The sequence below is a fragment of the Aquimarina brevivitae genome (genome assembly GCF_004216895.1).
Classification (GTDB): Bacteria; Bacteroidota; Bacteroidia; order Flavobacteriales; family Flavobacteriaceae; genus Aquimarina; species Aquimarina brevivitae.
Genome location: NZ_SGXE01000008.1, coordinates 63154 through 86315 on the forward strand (window position 1 = coordinate 63154; position 23162 = coordinate 86315).

Annotated in this window: 21 protein-coding genes; 11 read left to right on the forward strand and 10 right to left on the reverse strand. The window is 35.6% G+C overall.

Translation table 11 applies throughout. The features are described from left to right. Positions 1-37: 37 nt before the first annotated feature. The 8 genes from EV197_RS16780 to ribB all read left to right on the forward strand — a co-directional run bounded on the left by EV197_RS16780 (position 38) and on the right by ribB (position 8031). A complete protein-coding gene (locus tag EV197_RS16780; RefSeq protein WP_130287964.1) occupies positions 38-352 on the forward strand; it encodes a thioredoxin family protein in 315 nt (104 codons plus the stop codon). Then, positions 333-593: a DUF6952 family protein gene (locus EV197_RS16785; protein WP_130287965.1), complete on the forward strand. Its 261-nt coding sequence runs from the start codon at positions 333-335 to the stop codon at positions 591-593. The genes EV197_RS16780 and EV197_RS16785 overlap by 20 nt, the downstream gene beginning before the upstream one ends. A gap of 108 nt (positions 594-701) precedes the next feature. Next, complete coding sequence (gene tpx, locus EV197_RS16790; RefSeq protein WP_130287966.1) at positions 702-1202, forward strand: thiol peroxidase; 501 nt, start codon at positions 702-704, stop codon at positions 1200-1202. Between the two features lie 8 nt (positions 1203-1210). Beyond that, entirely contained in the window at positions 1211-1579 is a 369-nt protein-coding gene (locus EV197_RS16795; protein ID WP_130287967.1) for a diacylglycerol kinase family protein, read from the forward strand. A 66-nt stretch (positions 1580-1645) separates the two neighbouring features. Further along, the gene (locus tag EV197_RS16800; RefSeq protein WP_130287968.1) at positions 1646-4066 is read left to right on the forward strand and encodes an FtsK/SpoIIIE family DNA translocase; all 2421 of its coding nucleotides are present in this window, start codon (positions 1646-1648) and stop codon (positions 4064-4066) included. A 14-nt stretch (positions 4067-4080) separates the two neighbouring features. Continuing rightward, complete coding sequence (gene lolA1 / locus EV197_RS16805; RefSeq protein ID WP_130287969.1) at positions 4081-4719, forward strand: outer membrane lipoprotein periplasmic chaperone LolA1; 639 nt, start codon at positions 4081-4083, stop codon at positions 4717-4719. Positions 4720-4788: 69 nt separating this feature from the next. Then, positions 4789-6810, forward strand: coding sequence for an LptF/LptG family permease (locus tag EV197_RS16810; RefSeq protein ID WP_130287970.1), 2022 nt, complete (start codon positions 4789-4791; stop codon positions 6808-6810). A gap of 69 nt (positions 6811-6879) precedes the next feature. Continuing rightward, a complete protein-coding gene (ribB, locus tag EV197_RS16815) occupies positions 6880-8031 on the forward strand; it encodes a 3,4-dihydroxy-2-butanone-4-phosphate synthase (protein WP_130287971.1) in 1152 nt (383 codons plus the stop codon). Here the strand turns inward: ribB and EV197_RS16820 are convergent. Both EV197_RS16820 and EV197_RS16825 read right to left on the reverse strand, forming a co-directional pair. After that, positions 8028-9218 carry a DegT/DnrJ/EryC1/StrS family aminotransferase gene (locus tag EV197_RS16820; RefSeq protein ID WP_130287972.1) on the reverse strand — a complete coding sequence of 397 codons (1191 nt, stop codon included), beginning with the start codon at positions 9216-9218 and terminating at the stop codon, positions 8028-8030. The genes ribB and EV197_RS16820 overlap by 4 nt on opposite strands. A gap of 81 nt (positions 9219-9299) precedes the next feature. After that, complete coding sequence (locus EV197_RS16825) at positions 9300-9929, reverse strand: NAD(P)H-dependent oxidoreductase (protein ID WP_130287973.1); 630 nt, start codon at positions 9927-9929, stop codon at positions 9300-9302. An 89-nt stretch (positions 9930-10018) separates the two neighbouring features. Between EV197_RS16825 and EV197_RS16830 the strand changes: the two genes are divergently transcribed. Then, positions 10019-10417, forward strand: coding sequence for an acyl-CoA thioesterase (locus tag EV197_RS16830; RefSeq protein ID WP_130287974.1), 399 nt, complete (start codon positions 10019-10021; stop codon positions 10415-10417). A 60-nt stretch (positions 10418-10477) separates the two neighbouring features. Here the strand turns inward: EV197_RS16830 and nhaC are convergent, their stop codons facing one another. Further along, positions 10478-11959, reverse strand: coding sequence for a Na+/H+ antiporter NhaC (gene nhaC / locus EV197_RS16835; protein WP_130287975.1), 1482 nt, complete (start codon positions 11957-11959; stop codon positions 10478-10480). A 177-nt stretch (positions 11960-12136) separates the two neighbouring features. Between nhaC and EV197_RS16840 the strand changes: the two genes are divergently transcribed. Then, positions 12137-12757, forward strand: a complete 621-nt coding sequence (locus tag EV197_RS16840; protein WP_130287976.1) for a CPBP family intramembrane glutamic endopeptidase — start codon at positions 12137-12139, stop codon at positions 12755-12757. 2 nt (positions 12758-12759) lie between these two features. Here the strand turns inward: EV197_RS16840 and EV197_RS16845 are convergent, their stop codons facing one another. From EV197_RS16845 to EV197_RS16855, 3 genes are read right to left on the reverse strand one after another with little or no spacing between them, the layout of a single operon-like run. Next, positions 12760-13341 (reverse strand): non-canonical purine NTP diphosphatase, encoded by a 582-nt coding sequence (locus EV197_RS16845; RefSeq protein ID WP_130287977.1) that lies wholly within the window; start codon positions 13339-13341, stop codon positions 12760-12762. Further along, complete coding sequence (locus EV197_RS16850) at positions 13341-13865, reverse strand: KdsC family phosphatase (RefSeq protein ID WP_130287978.1); 525 nt, start codon at positions 13863-13865, stop codon at positions 13341-13343. The genes EV197_RS16845 and EV197_RS16850 overlap by 1 nt, the downstream gene beginning before the upstream one ends. Then, on the reverse strand, positions 13849-14616 hold the full coding sequence (locus EV197_RS16855) for a Rossmann-like and DUF2520 domain-containing protein (protein WP_130287979.1): 768 nt from the start codon (positions 14614-14616) through the stop codon (positions 13849-13851). Before EV197_RS16855 ends, EV197_RS16850 begins: the two co-directional genes overlap by 17 nt. A 140-nt stretch (positions 14617-14756) precedes the next feature. Here EV197_RS16855 and EV197_RS16860 point away from each other — a divergent pair, with 140 nt between their 5' ends. Beyond that, on the forward strand, positions 14757-17933 hold the full coding sequence (locus tag EV197_RS16860; RefSeq protein WP_130287980.1) for a cytochrome c biogenesis protein CcsA: 3177 nt from the start codon (positions 14757-14759) through the stop codon (positions 17931-17933). A gap of 113 nt (positions 17934-18046) precedes the next feature. On the opposite strand, the gene EV197_RS16865 is transcribed toward EV197_RS16860, so the two are convergent. The 4 genes from EV197_RS16865 to EV197_RS16880 all read right to left on the reverse strand — a co-directional run bounded on the left by EV197_RS16865 (position 18047) and on the right by EV197_RS16880 (position 23038). Continuing rightward, complete coding sequence (locus EV197_RS16865) at positions 18047-19540, reverse strand: hypothetical protein (RefSeq protein ID WP_130287981.1); 1494 nt, start codon at positions 19538-19540, stop codon at positions 18047-18049. Between the two features lie 289 nt (positions 19541-19829). Beyond that, positions 19830-20477, reverse strand: a complete 648-nt coding sequence (locus EV197_RS16870; RefSeq protein WP_130287982.1) for a response regulator — start codon at positions 20475-20477, stop codon at positions 19830-19832. Then, positions 20470-22377, reverse strand: a complete 1908-nt coding sequence (locus EV197_RS16875; protein WP_165389080.1) for an ATP-binding protein — start codon at positions 22375-22377, stop codon at positions 20470-20472. Before EV197_RS16875 ends, EV197_RS16870 begins: the two co-directional genes overlap by 8 nt. A 244-nt stretch (positions 22378-22621) precedes the next feature. Further along, positions 22622-23038: a hypothetical protein gene (locus EV197_RS16880; protein ID WP_242610763.1), complete on the reverse strand. Its 417-nt coding sequence runs from the start codon at positions 23036-23038 to the stop codon at positions 22622-22624. Positions 23039-23162: the final 124 nt, after the last annotated feature.

Consider the following 23162-nt stretch of genomic DNA (forward strand, 5'->3'; position numbering starts at 1 on the left):
ACTCAGAGGGTTTTTTTAAAAATTTAAAAGAAATACGATGATTACAGAAATTGAAAAAGATAATTTATCAGAAATCGTTGATCAAAACAAAACCGTATTTGTTCAGTTTTCAGCAAGTTGGTGTGGGAACTGTAGAATTATGAAGCCTAAATTTAAAAAGTTAGCATCAGAAAATGAGAATGCTTCTTTTATAGTGGTAGATGCAGAGAAATTTCCAGAGTCTCGTAAGTTAGCTAATGTAGATAACTTACCAACTTTTGCAGCTTTCAAAGACGGTAGTTTTGTAAATCAAGTGCAGACAAATAAATTTGATGTTTTAAAAGAATTAGTTGATGAAGTTACCAGTAATTAAACACCTTACTAATTTTATAGAGGAAAACGACGAAGATTTTATAAATGAAACCATTGAGACCTTAGAGTCGATTACCGAAGTTAGTTCGTTAAAAGATGAGGAACTCGATGTTATAGGAGAGTTAATCTCTAATCTTTATGGGGCACTTGAGGTAGATAAAATGATTAAAGACGGAGTTCCAAAGAAAGAGGCACTGAATACCTTTATGCAACGCGTAATGGGTGCTATAGATAAATCCTAATAGAATAACCCTCTATTTGTTGAGGGCTATGTTTTTTTAGAAAAAAATAGCATAATACTACGAAATCTTAGTACTTTTAAATATCATAAACACAAATCAAACTAAACTATGGCTACAATTACATTAAAAGGAAATAAAATACATACCGTCGGAACGCTACCTGAAGTAGGAGAAAAAGCACCAGAATTTGAATTGGTGAATACCGATTTATCTACTAGTAAATTGTCCGATTATAAGGGCTCTAAAGTGGTACTTAATATTTTTCCGTCTGTGGATACGGGTATATGTGCAGCATCCGTGCGTGCTTTCAATGAAAAAGCATCAAAACTTGATAATACTAAGGTACTTTGTATTTCGAGGGATTTGCCGTTTGCGCTGCAACGATTCTGCGGAGCTGAAGGATTGGAGGATGTAATCAATCATTCAGATTTCAAAGCAGGAACATTTGGAAAAGAATATGGCCTTGAAATAACGGATGGTCCATTAGCGGGTTTACATTCCAGAGCGGTTATTGTAGTAGATGAAAATGGAAAAATTGTATATACTGAACAAGTACCTGAAATTGCGCAAGAACCAGATTATGATGCTGCAATCAAAGCATTATCCTAAATAAAAATATGATTACATTGATTAAGTTTATAAAAGGGCGTGTTAAAGGTTTTGGCTATGCCTTTAAAGGCGCCTTTTTATTACTTAAGACAGAGCCCAGTATACAAGTACAAGCCTTGATAGCTATTGGTATTACAGTAGCTGGTTTTTATTTTGATATCACTAAGACAGAATGGATACTTCAGATATTCGCCATTGGACTGGTGATGAGTATAGAAGGCTTGAATACCGCGGTAGAAGAGATTGCGGATTTTGTACATCCAGATTTTCATGACAAAATTGGTTTGATTAAAGATGTATCTGCTGGCGCAGTTTTTATAGCAGCAGTAATAGCGGTTATTATTGCGCTTATTATCTACATTCCTTATTTAATTTAGAAAATTTTTTTTGCATTTTGACGTTCCATAATAGATATTCGTATTTTTGCGATAAGACAACAAATAATGGCTAAACGTAAAGCAACCAAAAAAAACAGTACTTCTAAAAAATCTAAAAAATCATTAAAAGAAAAGTTTACCCTATCAAGACAGCAAAAAGTGGTTTTGGGTACCTTTCTATTTTTCTTAGGGATTGCGTTGTTTTTTGCTTTTCTGTCTTTTTTTTATAACTGGAAGGTAGACCAAAGCGAGATATCTCAATTTACGGATAGAAGCTCAGTTCCCAAAAATTGGTTACGCAAGTTCGGCGCAAAAGTGAGTCACTTTTTCATTTTTGAAGGATTTGGTGTAGCATCATTGATCGTTCCGGTATTAGTCTCTCTAACCGGTATTTATCTGTTTTTTGATCTCAACCGTAAAAGGCTAGCAGGATTTTGGTTTTGGGGAAGTTTGGTAATGCTATGGATTTCCATTGTTTTTGGTTTTATCGAACAAGAAAGTGGCCTGTTTGCTGGAGTGATTGGTTTTGAAACCAACGACTTTTTACAGGATTACGTGGGCTTCATTGGTACCGTTCTTATTTTAGCATTTTTTGCCATAGTCTATATCGTAGTTCGCTTAAAGTATACTCCAGAAAAAATTGCGGCTTCCATTAAGAAAACGCAAGAAACAATTGTTGAGGATTTTGAACAGCATCAAGCTACTGAAGAAGCGAATACGAAATCCTCTGAAGAAACTGATCTTGAGGAAGATCCAACCAAAAAGGAAGAAGCTGAAGTTCTCAACGCTACAAAAACGATTACTTTAGAAAAAGAACCTACGAATGTAGAGGAAAAACCTGTAAATTCTACTAAGGAAGAAAAAATCGTTATAAAGTCTGCCGATAATCCTAGTGATATCGCAATGGAAGTGGAGACCGTCCAGGAAGAAGAGGAAGTGGAAAATCTTAGTGCAAAGTTAGTTAAGGATTTCGGTGAATTTGATCCTAAATTAGAGCTAGGTAATTATCAATTTCCAACGCTAGATCTTTTGAAAGATTATGCTTCTCAAACAGGTGGAATTACTATAGATCAAAGTGAACTTGAAGAAAATAAAAATAGGATCGTTGATACCTTAAAAAATTATAAAATTGAAATCGCTCAGATTAAGGCAACGGTAGGACCAACGGTTACTTTATATGAAATAGTTCCGGAGGCAGGAATTAGAATTTCGAAAATTAAAAATCTCGAAGATGATATTGCTTTATCTTTAGCGGCTTTAGGGATTCGTATTATCGCGCCAATACCAGGTAAAGGTACAATCGGGATTGAAGTTCCCAATAAAAAGTCTACCATTGTATCGATGCGTTCTGCGATTGCATCACCACGCTTCCAAAATGCAGAAATGGAACTGCCATTATCTTTAGGTAAGACTATTGCTAACGAAACGTTTGTTGTCGATTTAGCAAAAATGCCTCATTTGCTTATGGCAGGTGCAACAGGTCAAGGAAAATCAGTAGGATTAAATGCCATACTGACATCTTTATTGTATAAAAAACATCCCGCAGAAGTTAAATTTGTGCTTGTTGATCCTAAAAAGGTAGAACTTACCTTATTCAATAAGATTGAAAGGCATTATTTAGCTAAATTACCAGATACAGAAGAAGCAATTATAACAGATAATACCAAGGTAATTAATACTCTTAATTCCCTTTGTATCGAGATGGATACCCGTTATGATCTCTTGAAACAAGCAATGGTGCGAAATATCAAGGAATATAACGCTAAATTCAAAGCCCGTAAACTTAATCCAGAAAATGGACATAAATTTTTACCATATATCGTATTAGTGGTGGATGAGTTTGCTGACCTTATCATGACAGCAGGGAAAGAGGTAGAGACACCAATCGCCAGATTGGCTCAGCTAGCCCGAGCTATCGGTATTCATTTGATAATAGCTACCCAGCGTCCATCTGTGAATGTAATTACGGGTATGATCAAAGCTAATTTCCCGGCAAGAATTGCATTTAGAGTGACATCTAAGATAGATTCTAGAACCATTTTGGATACCGGTGGTGCAGATCAACTTATCGGTAGAGGGGATATGTTGTATACACAAGGAAATGACCTGGTTCGGATACAGTGTGCGTTTGTAGACACCCCTGAAGTTGAACGCATAACAGATTTCATTGGCAGTCAAAAAGCATACCCAGATGCACATTTATTACCAGAGTATGAAGGTGAAGAAAGTGGCACGAGTCTTGATATAGATGTAGCGGATAGAGATAAGCTTTTTAATGAAGCTGCAGAGGTCATTGTAACTGCACAACAAGGTTCTGCATCTCTATTACAGCGAAAATTAAAATTGGGCTATAATCGAGCAGGGCGACTAATTGATCAGTTAGAAGCCGCAGGTATTGTAGGTCCATTTGAAGGTAGTAAAGCCAGACAAGTGTTAGTCACAGACTTGGTTGCGCTTCAACAATTGTTAGACGAAGAAAAAAAATGATAACTAAACACGAAATGAAAAAAATTGTTCTTTTACTTATTGCATGTATAGGTTTCACAAGTTACGTAGAAGCTCAATCCGCTAAAGAGTTATTGGATGAGGTTTCTAAAAAAGTAAAAAGCTATGATAACATTGCCATAAGTTTTAAATATGCCTTATCCAATCCTAGTGAAAATGTATCTTCAGAAACCCGTGGAGATGTCACATTAAAAGGCAATAAGTACCTTCTTAAATTGATGGGTACCGAACAAATGTATGACGGTAAAGAATTACACGTCATTATCCCAGAAGATGAAGAAATCAATATCTCATCGCTGAATGAAGAAGATGACGATGCGGTGACACCATCAAAAATGCTTTCTTTTTATGAAGAGGGGTATACCTATAAAATGGATATTACTCAAGACGTAAATGGTCGTAAAATTCAGTATGTTAAACTAACACCTATAGACAGCAATAGCGAACTTAAAGAAGTGTTGTTAGGTATAGATAAGCAAACCAAGCATATTTATAAAATGATTCAAAGTCAAAAAAATGGGTCTAACATAACGATTACGGTAAATAGTTTTAAAACCAACCAACCGTTGTCGGAAACCCTATTTAAATTTGATGAAACTAAGTATGACAATTATTATATCAATCGTATGGATTGATATTAACAGATAAAAAAACTATTTTTGAATCCCGAAATTTATTTCGGGATTTCTTGTAAAATAACATTTGTGAAGATATTAGATAGATATATTCTTACTTCGTTTTTAAAAACGTTTTTTCCATTATTCATAATTATTATGTTTATTCTGTTATTACAGACCATTTGGCTGTTTATTTCAGAGTTAGCCGGTAAGGATTTGGATTTAGGGGTAATACTGAAGTTTTTAACCTTTGCACTACCACGACTAGTGCCTATGGTATTACCGCTAACGGTTCTTTTAACTTCTATTATGACCTTTGGAAACTTTGCAGAAAACTATGAGTTTGCTGCGATGAAATCTTCTGGTATTTCTTTACAAAGAGCGATGAGGTACTTGGCGGTACTAATATTTTTTACTGCGATAGGCGCATTTTGGTTTTCTAATACCATTATGCCGGAATCTGAAAAACGATTTATCAACCTCCGTAAAAATATTTTCAAACTGAAGCCAGCCATGGTTATTACACCAAATCAGTTTAATGATCTTGGAGATATCAATATTAAGGTGGCTGAGAAATCAGGTGATAAAGGACAGTATTTAGAAGATATCATTATCCATAAAAAATCAAATCGACCTGGTAATTATGTGGTCATTAAAGCAGTAGAAGGAGAGCTTAAAGGGAGTCCCGATTCTGAATTTGTCACCTTAGTACTTAAAGATGGAAACTACTATGAGGATATTCAACAAAAATCACCTCAAAAAAGAAATAAGCTTCCTTTTGCCAAGGTAGAGTTCGAAGAATACATTTTGAATATGGATTTATCCTCGCTGGATGAAGTGGATCTGGATGCGCAACAAACCAATAAAGGGTATAATATGCTCAATGTTGTTGAACTACAGCAAGAGTTGGATACCTTTTCGTCGAAAGTTAATACAGATTTAGCTTCATTACGCGATGATGTTAACCGTAGAAGTGGTTTTGAAAATCTTAATCGCAATATGAAAATTGATTCTGTAAAATCTAAAAAATCAGATTCCCTTCAGTTTTCAGAAATATTTGACACCAAGCAAATGCTACAGATCTATAGTTTGGCATTTACCAATACAGATGGTGTAGTGCGAAAGATCAAATCCCAGGAAGAAACCATCAAGTTTTTTAAAAGAGGGCTCAATAAATACGAAATGTCCTTACACAATAAATACGCCTTAGGTATATCCTGTATTATCCTATTCTTTGTGGGAGCTCCACTAGGTGCAATTATTAGAAAAGGAGGGATGGGATTACCTATAGTGATTGGGGTAGTGCTATTTTTAACGTATCATTTCATCGGGATATTTGCTAAAAATAGTGCAGAAGAGGGCGGATTGCCACCTTTTTTAGGTTCTTGGCTTTCTACTTTTATCATGCTGCCTTTGAGTATTTTTTTAACGTATAGAGCTACAACGGATCAAGGAATATTTAGTTTGGCAAATTTTACACAACCTATAAAAGATTTCTTCTCGAAGCGCGCAGAAAAAATTGTAGCGAAGAGTAAAGCAAGACGCAGAAAAAAAATGATGAAGGGTATAGAAACCGTATCTACTGACGATACTGTTTATGTAATTCTCAAGGATTTTGAAGATGCTAAGCTAAAGGATATCGTAACTAATTTTGAGCAATACGATTATAAAGAAAATTATAAGTTTACAGCGCTAAAAATATTAGAGGAACGTGGTATTACTATGGAAGTCCTGGAAGCGAGAGGTGAATTGGATAATCAGAGTTACGAGCAAGCCACAAATTGTTATCAAAACTTCACGAAGTTTGCAGCCTTGATGATTTTCTTATATCTCATCAGCCTACTGATCAATATTGTTATTAAAATTGTGGTGAAAGATGCCTCCGATGAAACTTCGGTCTTATTAGGAATCTTTAATTTAGTTTTTAATCTTTCTTATTTGGTTCTTTTTATCATTACAGCAATAAACTTTGAGAACTTTTACAAACTACTAAAGGAACGTGTTGAAAAGTCCACCTTATTGTTTTACCTATTAGGATTTTTCTTTTTCCCGCTATGTTATAGCTACTTTAAAAAGCAAATGAAAATCGATCTAAAATCGGTTCGGTAATTTTTAAGTTAGGTTATTTTATAACGCATAAACTAATTACCTTTGTCACTAAATAATTAAGTTACCATTATGTCGCAGATTACAGAATCCAACAATACAATTAAGTTGAATACGATCGAAGAAGCCATTGAAGATATTCGACAAGGAAAAGTAATTATTGTTGTCGATGATGAGGACAGAGAAAACGAAGGAGATTTCGTAGCTGCTGCCGAAAAGGTTACTCCGGAGATGATTAACTTTATGGCCACACACGGTCGTGGATTGATTTGTACTCCACTAACAGAGCAACGTTGTGAGGAACTGAAGTTAAGCATGATGGTTGGTAATAATACCGATCCTATGGAAACCGCCTTTACTATTTCTGTGGATCTTAAGGGTAAAGGAGTTACCACAGGTATTTCTGCGGGCGATAGAGCCAAAACCGTTTTGGCACTGACGGATCAGGATACTAAATCTTATGAATTAGCACGACCAGGACATATATTTCCGCTAAAAGCGAAAGAAGGAGGAGTGCTAAGAAGAACGGGGCATACAGAAGCTGCTATAGATTTTGCACGCTTAGCAGGTTTACAACCTGCAGGAGTGATTGTAGAAATCATGAATGAGGATGGAAGTATGGCGCGATTGCCTCAATTGGTTAGTGTTGCTCAAAAATTTGATCTTAAGCTTGTTTCAATTGAAGATTTGGTAGCCTACCGAATGCAACACGATTCTTTAATTGAGAAAAAAGAAGATTTTGACATTACCACTCGTTTTGGTAAGTATAGGCTGAGAGCCTATAAGCAAACTACCAACAACCAGGTACATATTGCACTTACTTTAGGAACCTGGAAGGCAGATGAGCCTGTATTGACCAGAGTTAATTCAACCTTGTACAATAATGATATTCTAGGAACTTTAACCAATGATGCAGATAAACGCCTGGATGCCATGTTTCAACGCGTCAATTCTGAAGGTAAAGGTGCTATTATTTTTATCAACCAAGAAAGTCAATCTCTTAATCTACTTGGACGACTTCATACGCTTAAAGAAATGCAAGTCGGTAGCGAGGTGATAAAAGCACCGAGAATTGCGATGGATTCCAAAGATTTTGGAATTGGAGCACAAATATTACACGATATCAACATCCATAAAATACGATTGATGTCCAACAGCGAACAGCAAAAGCGGGTAGGGATGATTGGCTATGGTCTCGAAATTGTAGAATATGTAACTTACTAAAGTACATTTCTAATAGCATCAACCATTAATTGTGCTCTTTGGTTCACTTCTTCAGGTGTCCAGGATAATTTTATCAAACACGAAATCGTTCGGCTCATCCATTGATCACTCATTGGATATTGTTTGTTATTTTGCTTTACAGCAGCAACGATTTCTGGAGAAAATTTAGCAAGCGATTTAGCTTCCAAAAGATGTTGCCATTTGCGATAATAATGCCAGTTGTTGTCATACCAATAAAAACAAGCATCAACTCCGTTTGCTTTTAAAGCGCCACTGGCTTTTCTTGCCAGTTCTTCGTTAGGCATAAAGAAATTAAGAAAAGCATAACTCTCTACCCCGTTTTGAGGAACAGCTCTAAAAGAAACCTCTGGGATTTCAGCTATTGCTGCTCTCAGAATATTATAATGTTGCTTTTGAGTGGCAATAGTTTTGTCGAGTTTTCTTAATTGTGCAATACCTACGGCTGCATTTAATTCCGAAATTCTATAGTTATAGCCTAAAAAAGGATGAGATTCCGCACCTCTGTCATTACCCACATGATCGTGTCCGTGATCTTGATATTTATCAGCATTACTCGCGTAAGATGCATTATTGGTAATAACCGCACCGCCTTCACCACAAGTAACCGTTTTTACGTAGTCAAATGAAAAACATCCTAAATCTCCATAGCTTCCGAGTGGCTTTCCTTCATAAGTTCCACCGATAGCCTGACAAGCATCTTCCAGCAGAATCAGGTTATGTTCCTTGCAAATCGCACGTAACGAAGCCAAATCAGCCATTGAACCACACATATGCACGGGCATAACGACTTTAGTTTTAGGTGTAATCGCTTTTTTAACCGCTTCGGGAGACAGCGTTAGTGTATCATCAATATCACAAAGTACAGGGATTGCTCCGATCGCCAGGATAGATTCAAAGCTAGCTACAAAAGTAAATGTTGGCATAATCACTTCATCCCCATATCCAACACCTGCAGCTGCTAAGGCAACAGATAGCGCAGCGGTACCACTAGATACTGCTTGTGCGTGCGCTACTTGCATTTGCTTAGCAAGAGCTTTCTCCAGTTCCAGTGCTTTATGGTGTCCATTTCTGTTTCCATCAAACCCGTAGCGCATCAACACTCCGTTGTCTAAAACATCTTGAACTTCTTTTTTTTCTTCTGCTCCAAAAACCTCAAATCCAGGCATACAATATACTTTTGTTTACAAACTTTCGACAAAAGTACCGAAAAGAGTTTTGCTAGTAAAACTTTTTACTACTGTTTATAGTTAGTAGGTGATTACTGTATCTTCAATTGGGCGTCTTACCTTTTTAAATTCGGAAAACATATCATCTTCAGCTCTATAGCCTATAGGTAGTACTAAAACAGATTGTAACCCTTTTTCTTCAAGATTCAATACTTCATCATATTTTTCTGGGATAAACCCTTCCATAGGGCAGGAGTCAATTTCTTCCAGGGCACATACCGTAAGTAAATTACCTAAGGCTAAATACGCTTGCTTGGCCGCCCAAGTATATATTTCATCTTTTGACTTGGAGGCAAAAGATGCAATCAATTGTTCTTTAAATGGTTTTAAGATATTGTCAGGCGTATTTCTTGTTTTTTTTACATTCGAAAAATAAGCTTCGATATATTTTTTATCGAGATTCTTTTCAATACAGAATACAAAAACATGAGAAGCATCTGCTACCTGTTGTTGGTTCCACGAAAACTCAGTTAACTGTTGCTGTAAGTCTTTGTCATTAATGACAATTAATTTTAGCGGCTGTAAGCCATAAGAAGTAGCGGTTAAATTAAAGGCTTTGGTGAGTGTATTAACTTTATGTTGTGGTAAGGTTCTAGTATTGTCAAATTTCTTAGTAGCATAGCGCCACTCTAAACTTTCTATGATATCCATAAGGTAATTTTTTATTACTTGGCAAAGATAGCGCTATATGCCTTACCTTTATCCTCAATATTCATAATAAAAAACTATTCTAAACATAGATGACAGCTATCGAAGACTTAATTGAAAAATCCGAAACTAAAATTTTTAAAGCCGTTTTTCCTAATACTACAAATCACTATGACACGCTGTTTGGTGGTACAGCGCTACAATTGATGGATGAAGTATCGTTTATCTGTGCTACACGATTTAGTCGAAAGAAAGTGGTAACCATTTCTACCGATAAAATTGATTTTACCAAACCTATACCTGAAGGAACCATTGTAGAGTTAGTGGCTAAGGTTACTGAAGTCGGAAGAACGAGCTGCATTGTTAAGGTTGACATCTATAAAGAAGACATGTATAGCTATGATCGGGAGTTGGCAGTTTCTGGACACTTTAAATTTGTGGCTATAAATAATGATAAAGAGCCTATTCCTATTTTAGATCATATAGGATAGCACCAAAAAAAGATCCTTGAATGAGGATCTTTTTTTAAGTATTTAAAACAAAAAACTGTTTTATTTGTCCGTAAGCTGTTTTAATTTTATTCTGAAAGCAGCAAATATCAAGGTCATAAATGGACTTAGCCAGTTGAAGATAGCGAATGCAAAATAATCTATCACTGGTACTCCAAGCACTCCACTTTGATAGGCTCCACAGGTATTCCAAGGAACTAATACAGAGGTAACCGTACCAGAATCTTCAAGTGTTCTACTTAAGTTTTCAGGTGCCAATCCTTTATCTTTAAATGCCTGAGCATACATTTTTCCTGGAACAACGATGGCTAGATATTGATCTGAAGCAGTAACGTTTAGTGCCAAACAACTGGCGACCGTACTGGCAAATAAACCAAATACAGAATCGAATAGACCCAATAGTGCTTTACTGATTCTGGCTAAAGCACCAATAGCATCCATAACTCCACCAAAAACCATGGCGCAAACAATTAACCAAATCGTACCAAGCATACCATACATACCTTTTGCAGTGAACAGATCAGATAATACTTCATTATCCGTAGCAATTGTTGTTTCTACTGTAATTGCGTTCATTACACCTTTATAGCTCGAAATAGCATCTAAATGTTTAACGCCCGCTGCCTGAGCAACAATATCAGGTTGAAAAATTAGTGCAAAGATACCTCCCAATATTGTTCCGGTTAGTAATGCAATTAAAGGAGGCGTCTTTTTTATGATTAAAAGAATAACAACAATAGGTACAATAAACAACCAGCCATTGATGTTAAAAACAGCTTTTAAGTCATTGAGTAAAGCCGAAGTGTCCGCCGAGCCAGAAGTGTCAATAGCTAAACCAATTATGATAAAAACAATCAATGTAATAACAATGGTAGGTACCGTGGTGTAGGTCATATATTTGATGTGCGAAAATAAATCTCCACCGGCCATCGCAGGAGCAAGATTCGTGGTGTCAGACAGGGGAGACATTTTATCTCCAAAATAAGCGCCCGATAGAACAGCACCAGCAGTCATCCCTAAGGATATATCTAGCGCTCCACCAATGCCGATCAAAGCAATACCCACCGTTGCCGAAGTGGTCCACGAACTACCGGTAGCAATGGATATAATAGCACATATAATAACGCAGGCTGCCAAAAAGATGGTTGGGTTTAAGATTTGTAACCCATAATAAATCATTGCGGGTATAATTCCGCTAATAAGCCAGGTACCTGCCAGGGCTCCAACCATGAGCAAAATTAAAATGGCGCCCGAGGTAGACTTCAGGTTTTTAGCGACCTCTTCCATCATTTGTTCGTAAGAAACTTTATTGAAATAACCTACTATCGCAGCAACTGCTGCTCCCAGAAGCAACACAAATTGGTTACTACCCGCTAATGCATCATCTCCAAATACGTATACGTTAAAAGCTAACATAAGTACCAGCGCAAAAACAGGTATAAGTGCTTCCCAGATACTCAATTCCTTGTTCAATCTGATTTCTTCATCTTTTGGGGTAGAGGGCGTATTTCGTTGACTTTCCATAAATTTTTGATGTTTGCGGCTGTAATGTTACAATTTTCAAAAAACCTATGCAAAGACAAAATTCAATTAAAATGGGTTCTTTATTAAAATGGAATAGAAATCAGCCTCTTTGAATTTATCAAATTTGAAAAAATACCCTTGAACTTTTTGTAACTTCACACTTAAAATTATCAATAGATGTCCATTAAAAGAGCAGCAGAATTAGTACTACTTTTTGTGTTATTACCAATCAGCTTATGCCTAAATTTTTATGTAGCGATTAAAATGGGTTTGGTGCTGATAGGCTGTATTTATGTTGCCTTGATTTTAAAAAAAGACGGCTTATTGCGGGTAACGTGGTCTACATTTAACATTATATTGGATTTTTTAAAACAAATCATTGGTAGGTTTTTGCTTATTGTGCTAGTAAGTACGTTATACGTGCATTTCTTATATCCTGAAAAGTTATTTATCGTTGTAGTGAATAAACCTTGGTTATGGGCTACTATTCTTATTGTGTATACATTGTTTTCTGTTGTACCGCAAGAATTAATTTACAGAACATTCTTTTTTGCACGCTATGAAAAGTTTTTTCAGAATAAATATCTTTTCATATTGGTCAGTGCCATCATATTTTCTTTAGCCCATCTATTTTTTCTGAACCCTTTGGTACAGCTGCTTACATTTATTGGCGGTCTTCTTTTCGCGTATACCTACCACAACACACGTTCTACATTTCTGGTATCCCTAGAACATGCTATTTATGGAAACTGGTTGTTTACCGTTGGACTAGGAGAGATGCTTGCGTTTCCAGGTTAAGTTTAGCCAACTTGATGATTTAAAAATGCAATTAATTGTTGTACGGCTTTTCCGCGATGACCTATCTCATTTTTAGTGGTCAAAGGCATTTCTGCAAAGGTTTCTTCAAAACCTTCTGGAGAAAATAAGGGATCATAGCCAAAGCCCTCTAAACCTCTCTTTTCAATCGTTATGGTGCCTTTACAAATTCCGGTAAAGGTGTGTGTTTTGTTGTCAATACAAAGCGCTATAACCGTTTTAAACTGGGCTTGTCTATTGGAAACTCCTTGCAGTGCGGAGAGGAGTTTGGTCATATTGGCTTCGGGATCTTTGGCTTCTCCTGCATATCTTGCGGATAACACACCCGGAGCTCCATCTAAAGCTTCAACCTCTAGACCTGTATCATCAGCAAAACAATTGTATCCGTAATTTTCCTGGATATAGTTAGCTTTTTGCAGCGCATTTCCTTCAATGGTCGGAGAAGTTTCTGGAATATCTTCCAGGCATCCAATATCTTGTAGGCTTATGAGTTCAATACCTTGAGGCATTAATTCCTGAACTTCTTTTATTTTGTTTTTATTGGAAGTGGCAAATACAATTTTCATTAGGCTTCAGCGTCAAAATCTGTAATCCATTTTCCTTGAACTCGAAGCACCTGTTCAATAACATCCCTTACACAGCCTTTGCCTCCTTTTTTATAAGAAACATATTTGGCTACTTCTTTTAGTTCAGAAGCTGCATCTTGCGGGCAGGTTGGCAGTCCCACTAAATTCATTACAGGAAGATCTGGGATATCGTCACCCATGTACAATACATTTTCGGTTTTAATATTGTAAATATCCAGGTATTCGTCGAGTTGCTCAATTTTTTGATGGGCTCCAAGGTAAATATCTGTTATTCCCAAGCCTCTAAGTCGCTCTCTCACGCCTTCATTTTTGCCACCAGAAATTATACAAACATTAAAGCCTTGTTGAACTGCGGTTTTTAACGCATAACCATCTTTGATATTCATCGTTCTAAGCAGTTGACCATCGGTATTGATAATTACGCTACCATCGGTCAAAACGCCATCTACATCAAAAATAAAGGTAGTAATGTGTTTAAGGTATTCTTTATAACTCTTTTCCATATGTATCTTGAATAGCTTCAGTTATTATTTTATAGATCTCTTTATATTGTAGGTTGGAAATTTGTTCCAGATGCCTACGAATCGTTTCCGAGTCTTTTCGAATTGCCGGACCCGTTTGCGATTTTTCAGGAGATAAAGTAAGCACCTTTTCTGCAGTTTCGGTAATCAACGGGTGCAAAATTTCGAAGGGAATGTCATTTGCAGTACAGAGCTCATTGGCAATCGTAAACATAAAATTACTAAAGTTATTGGCAAATACTGCTGCTACGTGCAGTGTACTGCGCTGCTCAGATGAGATCTTATACACTTTTTTTGATAGCGTTTTTGCCATTGCGGATAACAAATCATAATCTTTTTGATGTTCTGCCTCAAGGCAAAAAGGTACATCGCTAAACGTTATTTCTTTGTGTTTGCTAAACGATTGTAACGGGTAGAAGACTCCTTTTCGATGTTTGTTATCAATGGAATCTATGGAAACGCTACCAGAGGTATGTACAACGAAATGATCTCCTGCAGGAATCTGAGCTGTAACCTCTGCGATAGCATCATCACTAACAGCTACAATAAATACATCCGAAGGGAGTAGTTGATTTAAGTCTGTTATCACGCAATGAGTGGCATAACTACCTGTAGCTAAAGCAATACCCTTTCTATTGTAGCATTGCACTATTTCAATATCGTCTTTACTACTTAATGCAGTGAATAAATGCGAGGCTACATTGCCTGCTCCTATAAGGGTCACTTTAGTCATAGCGCTAAAATAAAAAACAATACCTTAAAAAATAACAACAAAGGTAAACATCTGTTAAATCAAGAAAACTTAGCCGTTTTTAGACCAAATTATCCTTCGAAAAGCTGTAAATTTGCCGAGTTTAAAAAAAGACTATTGTTATGCAAAAAAGGCTAATAAGCATTTTGTTTTCTACCCGACTTATGGCGGTTCTTTTTATTGTTTTTGCTGTGGCTATGGCAGTTGGAACTTTTGTTGAGGATCAGCACGGAACAAGTGCAGCTAGAATTTTAATATATAATGCGTGGTGGTTTGAGGTCATAATGATATTTTTTGTACTAAATTTTTGTGGTAATATTTCGCGATATCAGTTATATAAGAAAGAAAAGTGGTCCACTTTGTTATTACACTTATCGTTTATCTTAATCATTATTGGAGCTTTTATAACCAGATATATCAGTTATGAAGGGGTAATGCCGATACGAGAGGGCGAAACCACAGCTACCTTTTTGTCTGAAAAAACCTATCTCAGAGTTTTTATGGATGGCAAAATAAATGGGGAGCCAAGAAGAAGAACTATAATAAAACCACTTGAACTATCAGAATATACGCAAAACGCTAATGATTTTACGATCCATACTGATTTTAATGGAGAGCCAGTTGCTATACGCTATAAAGAATTTATTGATGGAGCGGAATTAGGATTAGTGGAAACAGAAGATGGGGATAATTATATCAAAATTGTGGAAGCAGGTGGAGGAAACAGACATGATCATTATCTCAAAGAAGGTGAGGTAAGCAATATTCATAATGTGCTTTTTGCCTTTAATAAACCTACCGAAGGCGCCATTAATATTACTTATGAAAATGATGACTATACCTTAAGCTCTCCGTTTGAAGGCTCATTTATGAGAATGGCGGATCAATTTCAGGGATTGGTCTTTAAAGATAGTGTTCAGCCGCTAATGCTAAGATCTCTGTACCAAACTGCAGGAATGCAATTTGTAATTCCTGATCCTGTAATTAAGGGTACATATGATGTGATTCCTATAGAAGATAAGCAGAAGGGACAGGAAGATGCATTGATTTTAGAGGTTACTGCCAATAATGAAACTAAGGAAATAAAGTTATTAGGAGGGAAAGGATATTATAACGATATGAAGTCCATTAAGCTGGGCGATTTGGAGTTGTTTTTTGCCTTTGGCTCTAAACAACTGGAGCTACCTTTTGCCTTGAAATTGAATGATTTTATTGCAGATAAGTATCCTGGGACAGATAATGTGTATAAAGCCTTCAAAAGTAAAGTAGAAATCGTAGAAGGTAATACTTCAGAACCCTACGATATTTATATGAATCACGTTTTGGATCACAAAGGCTATCGTTTTTTTCAAGCTTCTTTTGATCCCGATGAAAAAGGTACAGTCCTATCCGTAAATCACGATCAATGGGGTACCTGGATTACTTATATCGGCTATATCTTATTGTACCTCGGTTTAATGTTAATTTTATTTACCAAAGGAAGCAGGTTCAGTGATCTTAATACCATGCTGAATAAGGTGAAATTGAAGAAAAAATCAATTACAACCGTTTTGGTTGCTTTATTTACCTTATCGGTATATGCACAAGATCAAAACCAAGATGTTCTTGCTGTAGATAATCATATGCAGGCGATGCCTAGCAAAGCGCAATTAGATTCTATCATAAAGAAAAATGCCGTACCTGAAGCGCACGCTGAAAAATTTGGAAGTTTAGTCATCCAAGACGAACGAGGCAGAATGAAACCGGTAAACACCTTTTCTTCTGAGCTATTGCGTAAATTAAGTAAAAAAGATACATACGAAGGTTTATCTGCAGATCAGGTTTTCTTATCTATGGTAGAAAATCCATTCTTATGGTATAGCGTACCTATTATTGAAATTAAGCGCGAAAACGATAGCATTCGTAAAATAATAGGTGTGCCGTCTTCAGAAAGAAGAGTCTCTTTGATTGATTTAGTGGATCCTGATGGGAGTTACAAATTAGATCCTTATCTCGAAAAGGCAAGTAGTACAAACAATCCGAGCCAATTTGAAAAAGACTTTTTAAAAACACACGAAAAGTTTTATTTATTGAATCAGGCATTAGGAGGGGGGATTCTTAGAGTTTTTCCGGTTCCAAATGATGATAATAATACCTGGGTTTCTGTTCCGCAATTAAACGAAGCTAATTTTAGTGGAATGGATTCTGTCTACGTACGCCAAATACTACCTATCTATAGACAATCGTTGTCAGAGGCCAGAAAGACGGGAGACTACAGTAAAGCCGATCAGTATTTAGAGAGTATTAAGAGTTTTCAGAAAAAATTTGGAAGCGAAGTTTTACCCTCTGATAAAAAGATCAAAGCAGAAATTGCACTGAACAAATATGATATTTTCAGGTCGTTGTATAAATACTATATGATGATTGGTTTATTACTTATGATTTTTGTAATCGCCAGAATTTTTAAAGACTCTAAACCAGTACGATGGTTGATAAATTCTACTATAGGTATTGTTATTTTCTTATTTATACTACATACCGCTGGATTAATCATACGTTGGTATGTGTCCGGACACGCTCCCTGGAGTGATGCTTATGAATCTATGATTTATGTGGCTTGGGCAACCTTAGCACTAGGATTGGCTTTTGGTAGAAAAAGTAATTTAACTATTGCTGCTACTACTTTTGTTGCAGCTATTATATTATTTTTTGCACATCAAAACTGGACAGATCCAGCGATTGCCAATTTACAACCCGTACTAGATTCGTATTGGGTATTAATACACGTTTCGATTATTGTGGGTAGTTATGGTCCTTTCTTTGTCGGCGCTATTCTGGGTATTCTTGCGTTACTATTAATGATATTGACCACAACAGATAATAAGAAACGAATGGACATTACCATTAAAGAGCTTACCATTATCAACGAAATGGCATTGACCATTGGATTGGTGATGCTAACCATTGGTAATTTCTTAGGGGGTATGTGGGCTAATGAAAGCTGGGGTCGCTATTGGGGTTGGGACCCTAAAGAAACCTGGGCGCTAATTAGTATTATGGTCTATGCCTTTGTCATTCATATGCGCTTGGTTCCAGGTTTAAGAGGAAGATGGTTGTTTAATTCGATATCTGTATTGGCAATATCCAGTATTTTGATGACCTATTTTGGAGTAAATTTTTATCTCAAAGGATTACACTCTTATGCCAGTGGTGACCAGGTGGTAACTCCTGCCGGAGTGTATTATAGTCTCATTGGTTGGGTGGTATTGAGTGCTGTATCGTATTGGCGCTACAAGGTGCATTACAAAAAGAAATCATAATAAATAGAACAAAAAAGCCTGGCATTCGCCAGGCTTTTTGATTCTCAACCAAATAATGATTATTAGCTAACTCTATAATTTGTTTTTAAATACCCCGTATACAAATTATATAATTATTCGTTGGTCAACGTAATTTGCAGTTGTTCAGCTATATTTACATTAGGGTTTGAGTTTGTTACATCGGCAATAATGTCAAAGCGGTATTGTCCTGGTGTAAGGTTAACCGATATAGTTTCATTTGCACCTAGTGCACGTTGAATAACTTGATTGTTACTATCTTCAAGGTAAATACCTAGATTTTCGATTCCTGGAACTGTAATTGTGGCTGCACTTTCAATTTCAAAAGAGAGAAATAAAGCGTGATCGGGCTCTCCGTTAGCAATTTCAAAATTATAAGTTTCATCTGACGGTACGTTTAATACTCCAAGATTGAGATCTGTTTCAAAATCATCTCTAAAGGTAAAATCTATTTGACCTTCAATACCATTTCCTGTTGGGTCGATAATTTCTAGCTGATATATTTTTTGCGTATCTAGTTGCGCTCCAAAACTTAGGTCTGTATCACGAAAAGCATTCCCAATAAAAGAAACACCAGATGCGATTATAGTTCCATCTTCGTCTTTTAAAGTTAATTCTACGTTCTCCTGGGTGTAAATAAAATAAGAGGCGAAATTATTGATGGAAAATGTATACACAATCTTGTTATCAGGTTCTTCACTGAAAATAGTTAGTTCTCGAGTTTCTCTAAAAGGAGGTATAATTTCACCTAAGTCTACATCGGTATTGGGATACAAATAAAAACTAAATGAACCTTCATTGTTTTCATATGGAGCACTATTTAAAATCTCAAGGGCGTAGCGTCCTGCTGCTAATGCTGAACCTGAAATAAGATCTTGTAGTTTCTCACCAACACTGTTTCCTTCTGAATCAAACAATGTTAATTTGAAGTCATTATTTTCTTCGAAAAAATATCTTGAAGTTTCGAATTCAATCTCAAACTCAAAACGTATTTTATCATCAGGTTCATTGTCAAAAGAAAAAGGTACAGACCCATATTTTGGATTATTTGGTTCCAACCAAAATCTACCAAAATCTGTGTGGTTGGAATTTCTAAAGGTTATATTTAATTGGCGATTATTAAATTCAGTTCCGGTATTTTTAAGTTCCAGGTATATCAATTGATTAGTCGGTAAAGTGGCTCCAGAACTAATAAAGTCATAAGGAGATTGGTTGGTTAGTAATCCTTCTCCAGAAACAATGATGTTCCCCTCATCATCTTTTAGTGTTAATAGCACGTTCTCATATGATGATGTGATCAAGTAATCCGTAGATTCTACTATTAATGAATTCTCAATTGTAAACGAATACGTAAGCGTCTCAGATGGTTCAGTAGTAACAAAATTATAAACGAAGGTGTTTGTGTTTATTAAAGGTAAAATTCCCAGAGAAAAGGTGTTTACATCTTCTGGAGGTGTTTCAGGGTCGATAATTATGTCATCATCATTACAGCAAGAGATTATAGAGACACTTGCTATGAAAACTAATAGCAGTCTTTTTAAAAGTCTAGAATGAAATGAATTGTTTCTTTTTTTGTACTTGTTTTGCATCGTGAAAATGGTTTAGTTTACTTATGCGAATCCTCAGCATTTCAATTTTTGTCAAAAAGCTTGATTTTAGAAGAACCTAACAAAATACAGTATTGACAATCTGCTTTATTCAATTTGAAGCAAAATTAAACCAGGGCACGGATAAAAAACTCACTTGTTTTAGGTAAATTCATACATCACCCAAAAGGGTGATATTGGCAATTAAATAATTACGTATGAAGATTAAATTGTTAAAAGATAGGGTGACTACGCCACTAAATTCGAATCTAAGTGTCGAAGAAAGGATTGGTTACGCAATAATTCCTTGTTGGATTGCATATTTGGTTAACCCAACGACATTCTTTGCACCGATTTTTCGCATTAGGTTTTTTCGATGAGTATCGACCGTATTAACAGAAATATTTAGTGACTCCGCAATTTCCTGCGTATTTTGCTCCTGCACAATACATTTTAGTACTTCTAATTCTCTGGGGCTTAATTTAACCTTTTCTTTTTCAGCTTTGTTTGTGCCAAATAAACTTTGATTATATACTCTGAGTATTTCTTCCGAAAAGTACTTTTCTCCCTTATATACTTTGTTGATGGCATTTAGGAGTTCAATTTTTCCGGTGTTTTTGAGTAGATATCCATCAATTTGTAGTTTACGTAACTTGTCAATGGTTTGAACATTGCTGTGAGAACTAACTACAATTACTTTTATATTAGGCAACGTTTTTTTTATGGATTTAGATAATTGAATGCCATCCATTTCAGGCATTTCTATGTCCGTTATTAACAGGTCCAATGCTGATGATTTGGCAATTTTGAGTGCTTGATTACCATTATTAGCCGTTCCAACGATGTCGATATGCGAAATATCTTTAAGAATGGCATAAATACCATCCATAAACATATGATGGTCATCTACTAATAATAATTTAATGGTTTCATTACTCATTAGTCCTGGGTATTATGATATTGACAAGTGTTCCTTTTTGTGGTGCTGATTCTATATCTAAAGATCCAGAAAGCTCTCTTACCCTGTGGTTGATATTTTGCAAACCTAATCCTTTTTTTGGAATTTCAGGATGAAATCCTTTTCCATTATCTTCCACAGATAACTGTATAGTACTATCTTGAATGAAGATGGATAGAAATACTTCAGTGGCGTGAGCATGCTTATGGATATTATTAAAAATCTCTTGTAGAATTCTAAAAAGTTCAAGTTTGATCTTGGTGGATAAGTTCTCTATAGCTTTCTTATTAGAAATATCTGAGTTAACGCTTAATTTATCCGTTTTTTGACTTTCAATTAATTGTTCCAACATAGCTACAAAACTATTGACCTCTATATTCTTTGGTATAAGATCATGCGAAATAGATCTAACCTCGCGATACGTCTTATCGACACTGTGTAAGATCTCCTGCATTCTACCCGTCTGTTCTTCTACAGCTGATAATTTTAATTTTATAGTTGCTAGATTTCCACTGACACTATCGTGTAAATCTCGAGATATTCGCTCTCGCTCTTTATGCTGACCATTAATATAAGATTGCAAACTGGCTAATTTTTGATGCTCAAGTAAGCTATCGATTTCTTGTTGATTTATACGGTCTTGCTTTTTTAAAAGTTCTTTCTGGGCCTTAATTTTTTGCCAATAAAAATAGTAGGATACCGCAAGAAAAAAGACAAGTATGAAGATACCAATGAGCAATCTGTTTTTTTCCTTTTTTTGAAAGGATACCATTTTTTGTTGTGCGGCTAAGGCAAGCTCTTTTTCCTGAACCTGATATTTAGTTCTCATCTCTTCAACAGCATTAATTTTATTTTTACTAAAGATGCTGTCGCGACTAGTTATGGATTTTAATTCATATTGATAGCCTTCTTCGAACTTTCCGTTGGCATAATTTAAAGTACTCAATAAATAATTGACATCTTCAGAGAGTCTAAGTTCATTTATCTTTTCAAGTATTACATTGCACTTTAACAGGTATTTTTCCTGCGCTTCAAAATTTCTTTTATATTGATAGATTTTACTCAGGTAATAATAGCTCCAGGCTAAAAACAATGGATTTTCACTAGCACTTGCATTTTCCTTGAATGCAATAACTTCAGTTAGTATAGTTTCTGCTTCCTCTAATTTTCCTTGTTTAATCAATATGTGTGCAAGCGTACTTTGACAACTATAGTACTGACCTTTATAAGAATATTCTTGTTGAGTTTTACATGCCTTTTGTTTATAGTAGTAGGCCGAATCCAAGTCTTTAGTGATATATAAGTTGCCAAGAGCGCTATACGCCAACGTTTTTGATTTTTTATCATCAGGCATAGTAAGCACCTTTTTTAATGTATGCTTTGCCTTTTCTTTTTCATTGAGTCCGGTTAACTCAATATATCCAAGTGTAAGTTGTAAAGATGTTAATCCTTTTCCTTTGTATCCCGTTTCTTTGAGTTCTTGGATGGCATTATTGACTAATTTATAGGCTTTGTTATACAACCCCATTTCAATCAAATGGCTGGCAAATGGCTGTAGTAATTCTGAATAGCTCTGAGGATATTTTTTTAATCTTGCAGGATCATCTTTAAAATAATTGACAAATCTATCGGTGTAAATTAAAAAAGAATCTTTTTGCTGGGTACTACTTAAAATTGCGGCTTTCCAGGCTAAGCATCTTAACTTTATGCTATCTAAAGGGGTATCGTATGCTGATTTGTCAATAATGTAACTTAACTCACCCAACAACCACTGTTTAGAAAGATTACGATTTTGTTTCAGTGAGTCCTGGAGTTTATCATATCGGTTTGCTATGATACGCTCTTTCGCCTTTTGAGCAAAAAGCGATGTAGATTGTAACATTACTATACTGACGATTAGGGCAAAACGCAATACCATTAAAAAACAGGAATATTTATTGTAGGTTGTAAATTAGCATTTTTTTAACAAAAAACAATTAACAACAAGTAATTTAACAACGGTTAAAACGTAATTACACTCTCTATCTGAAAAAGGATAAACCAAAATCCTTCTTTACCTAAGATATAGTATAAGTCTAGTGTATTTATTCGACTCGTGTAAAGCTGTTCATTGATGAAAAAAGTAATTAAAGGCAGCTCTCTTTTTTTGGCCAGTCTTCTTTGGGTTGCTCAACCATGTTGAAGTAGGTAACACTTACGACACCTAAGCTTGCATTATCGCCGTAGGTAAGTATGGTTTCGTAATACCCCTGTTTTTTAAGATCGAAAGTCATATCCTGGCGCTTCACTTTTTTCTTGCCATCAACAGTATAACAAATTAGCACTCCATAAACGCTCCAATTTTTTTGGTATTTGGATTCGTCTTTGCCAACATTGGTGGTTTTACTGTGTGGGGTAATCCTAATTTTTTTACCGCCGTACTCAGACTCAATAATCTTATATTCACTGAATGAATTAATTTTTTGTGCTTTACCTTGAATAGGCATTAAAACACAAAAGAGTAGTAGGAATATGGTAGTCTTAGTAATTTGGACAGTTTTCATAGTATTTTAATTAAATATTCAGATTTCTTATGTTTTGTTAACTTATGGGAAGTCGAACTTTGTTATTCGTCAACTTCGCGATGTAAATTTTTATATAGCGATAATAGAATTCATCCATATCATT

Coding starts and splice junctions, on each gene's coding strand:
- EV197_RS16780 (WP_130287964.1), top strand. CDS start 38: ATGATTACAGAAATTGAAAAAGATAATTTATCAGAAATCGTTGATCAA.
- EV197_RS16785 (WP_130287965.1), top strand. CDS start 333: ATGAAGTTACCAGTAATTAAACACCTTACTAATTTTATAGAGGAAAAC.
- tpx (WP_130287966.1), top strand. CDS start 702: ATGGCTACAATTACATTAAAAGGAAATAAAATACATACCGTCGGAACG.
- EV197_RS16795 (WP_130287967.1), top strand. CDS start 1,211: ATGATTACATTGATTAAGTTTATAAAAGGGCGTGTTAAAGGTTTTGGC.
- EV197_RS16800 (WP_130287968.1), top strand. CDS start 1,646: ATGGCTAAACGTAAAGCAACCAAAAAAAACAGTACTTCTAAAAAATCT.
- lolA1 (WP_130287969.1), top strand. CDS start 4,081: ATGAAAAAAATTGTTCTTTTACTTATTGCATGTATAGGTTTCACAAGT.
- ribB (WP_130287971.1), top strand. CDS start 6,880: ATGTCGCAGATTACAGAATCCAACAATACAATTAAGTTGAATACGATC.
- EV197_RS16820 (WP_130287972.1), bottom strand. CDS start 9,218: ATGCCTGGATTTGAGGTTTTTGGAGCAGAAGAAAAAAAAGAAGTTCAA.
- EV197_RS16825 (WP_130287973.1), bottom strand. CDS start 9,929: ATGGATATCATAGAAAGTTTAGAGTGGCGCTATGCTACTAAGAAATTT.
- EV197_RS16830 (WP_130287974.1), top strand. CDS start 10,019: ATGACAGCTATCGAAGACTTAATTGAAAAATCCGAAACTAAAATTTTT.
- nhaC (WP_130287975.1), bottom strand. CDS start 11,959: ATGGAAAGTCAACGAAATACGCCCTCTACCCCAAAAGATGAAGAAATC.
- EV197_RS16840 (WP_130287976.1), top strand. CDS start 12,137: ATGTCCATTAAAAGAGCAGCAGAATTAGTACTACTTTTTGTGTTATTA.
- EV197_RS16845 (WP_130287977.1), bottom strand. CDS start 13,341: ATGAAAATTGTATTTGCCACTTCCAATAAAAACAAAATAAAAGAAGTT.
- EV197_RS16850 (WP_130287978.1), bottom strand. CDS start 13,865: ATGGAAAAGAGTTATAAAGAATACCTTAAACACATTACTACCTTTATT.
- EV197_RS16855 (WP_130287979.1), bottom strand. CDS start 14,616: ATGACTAAAGTGACCCTTATAGGAGCAGGCAATGTAGCCTCGCATTTA.
- EV197_RS16860 (WP_130287980.1), top strand. CDS start 14,757: ATGCAAAAAAGGCTAATAAGCATTTTGTTTTCTACCCGACTTATGGCG.
- EV197_RS16865 (WP_130287981.1), bottom strand. CDS start 19,540: ATGCAAAACAAGTACAAAAAAAGAAACAATTCATTTCATTCTAGACTT.
- EV197_RS16870 (WP_130287982.1), bottom strand. CDS start 20,477: ATGAGTAATGAAACCATTAAATTATTATTAGTAGATGACCATCATATG.
- EV197_RS16875 (WP_165389080.1), bottom strand. CDS start 22,377: ATGTTACAATCTACATCGCTTTTTGCTCAAAAGGCGAAAGAGCGTATC.
- EV197_RS16880 (WP_242610763.1), bottom strand. CDS start 23,038: ATGAAAACTGTCCAAATTACTAAGACTACCATATTCCTACTACTCTTT.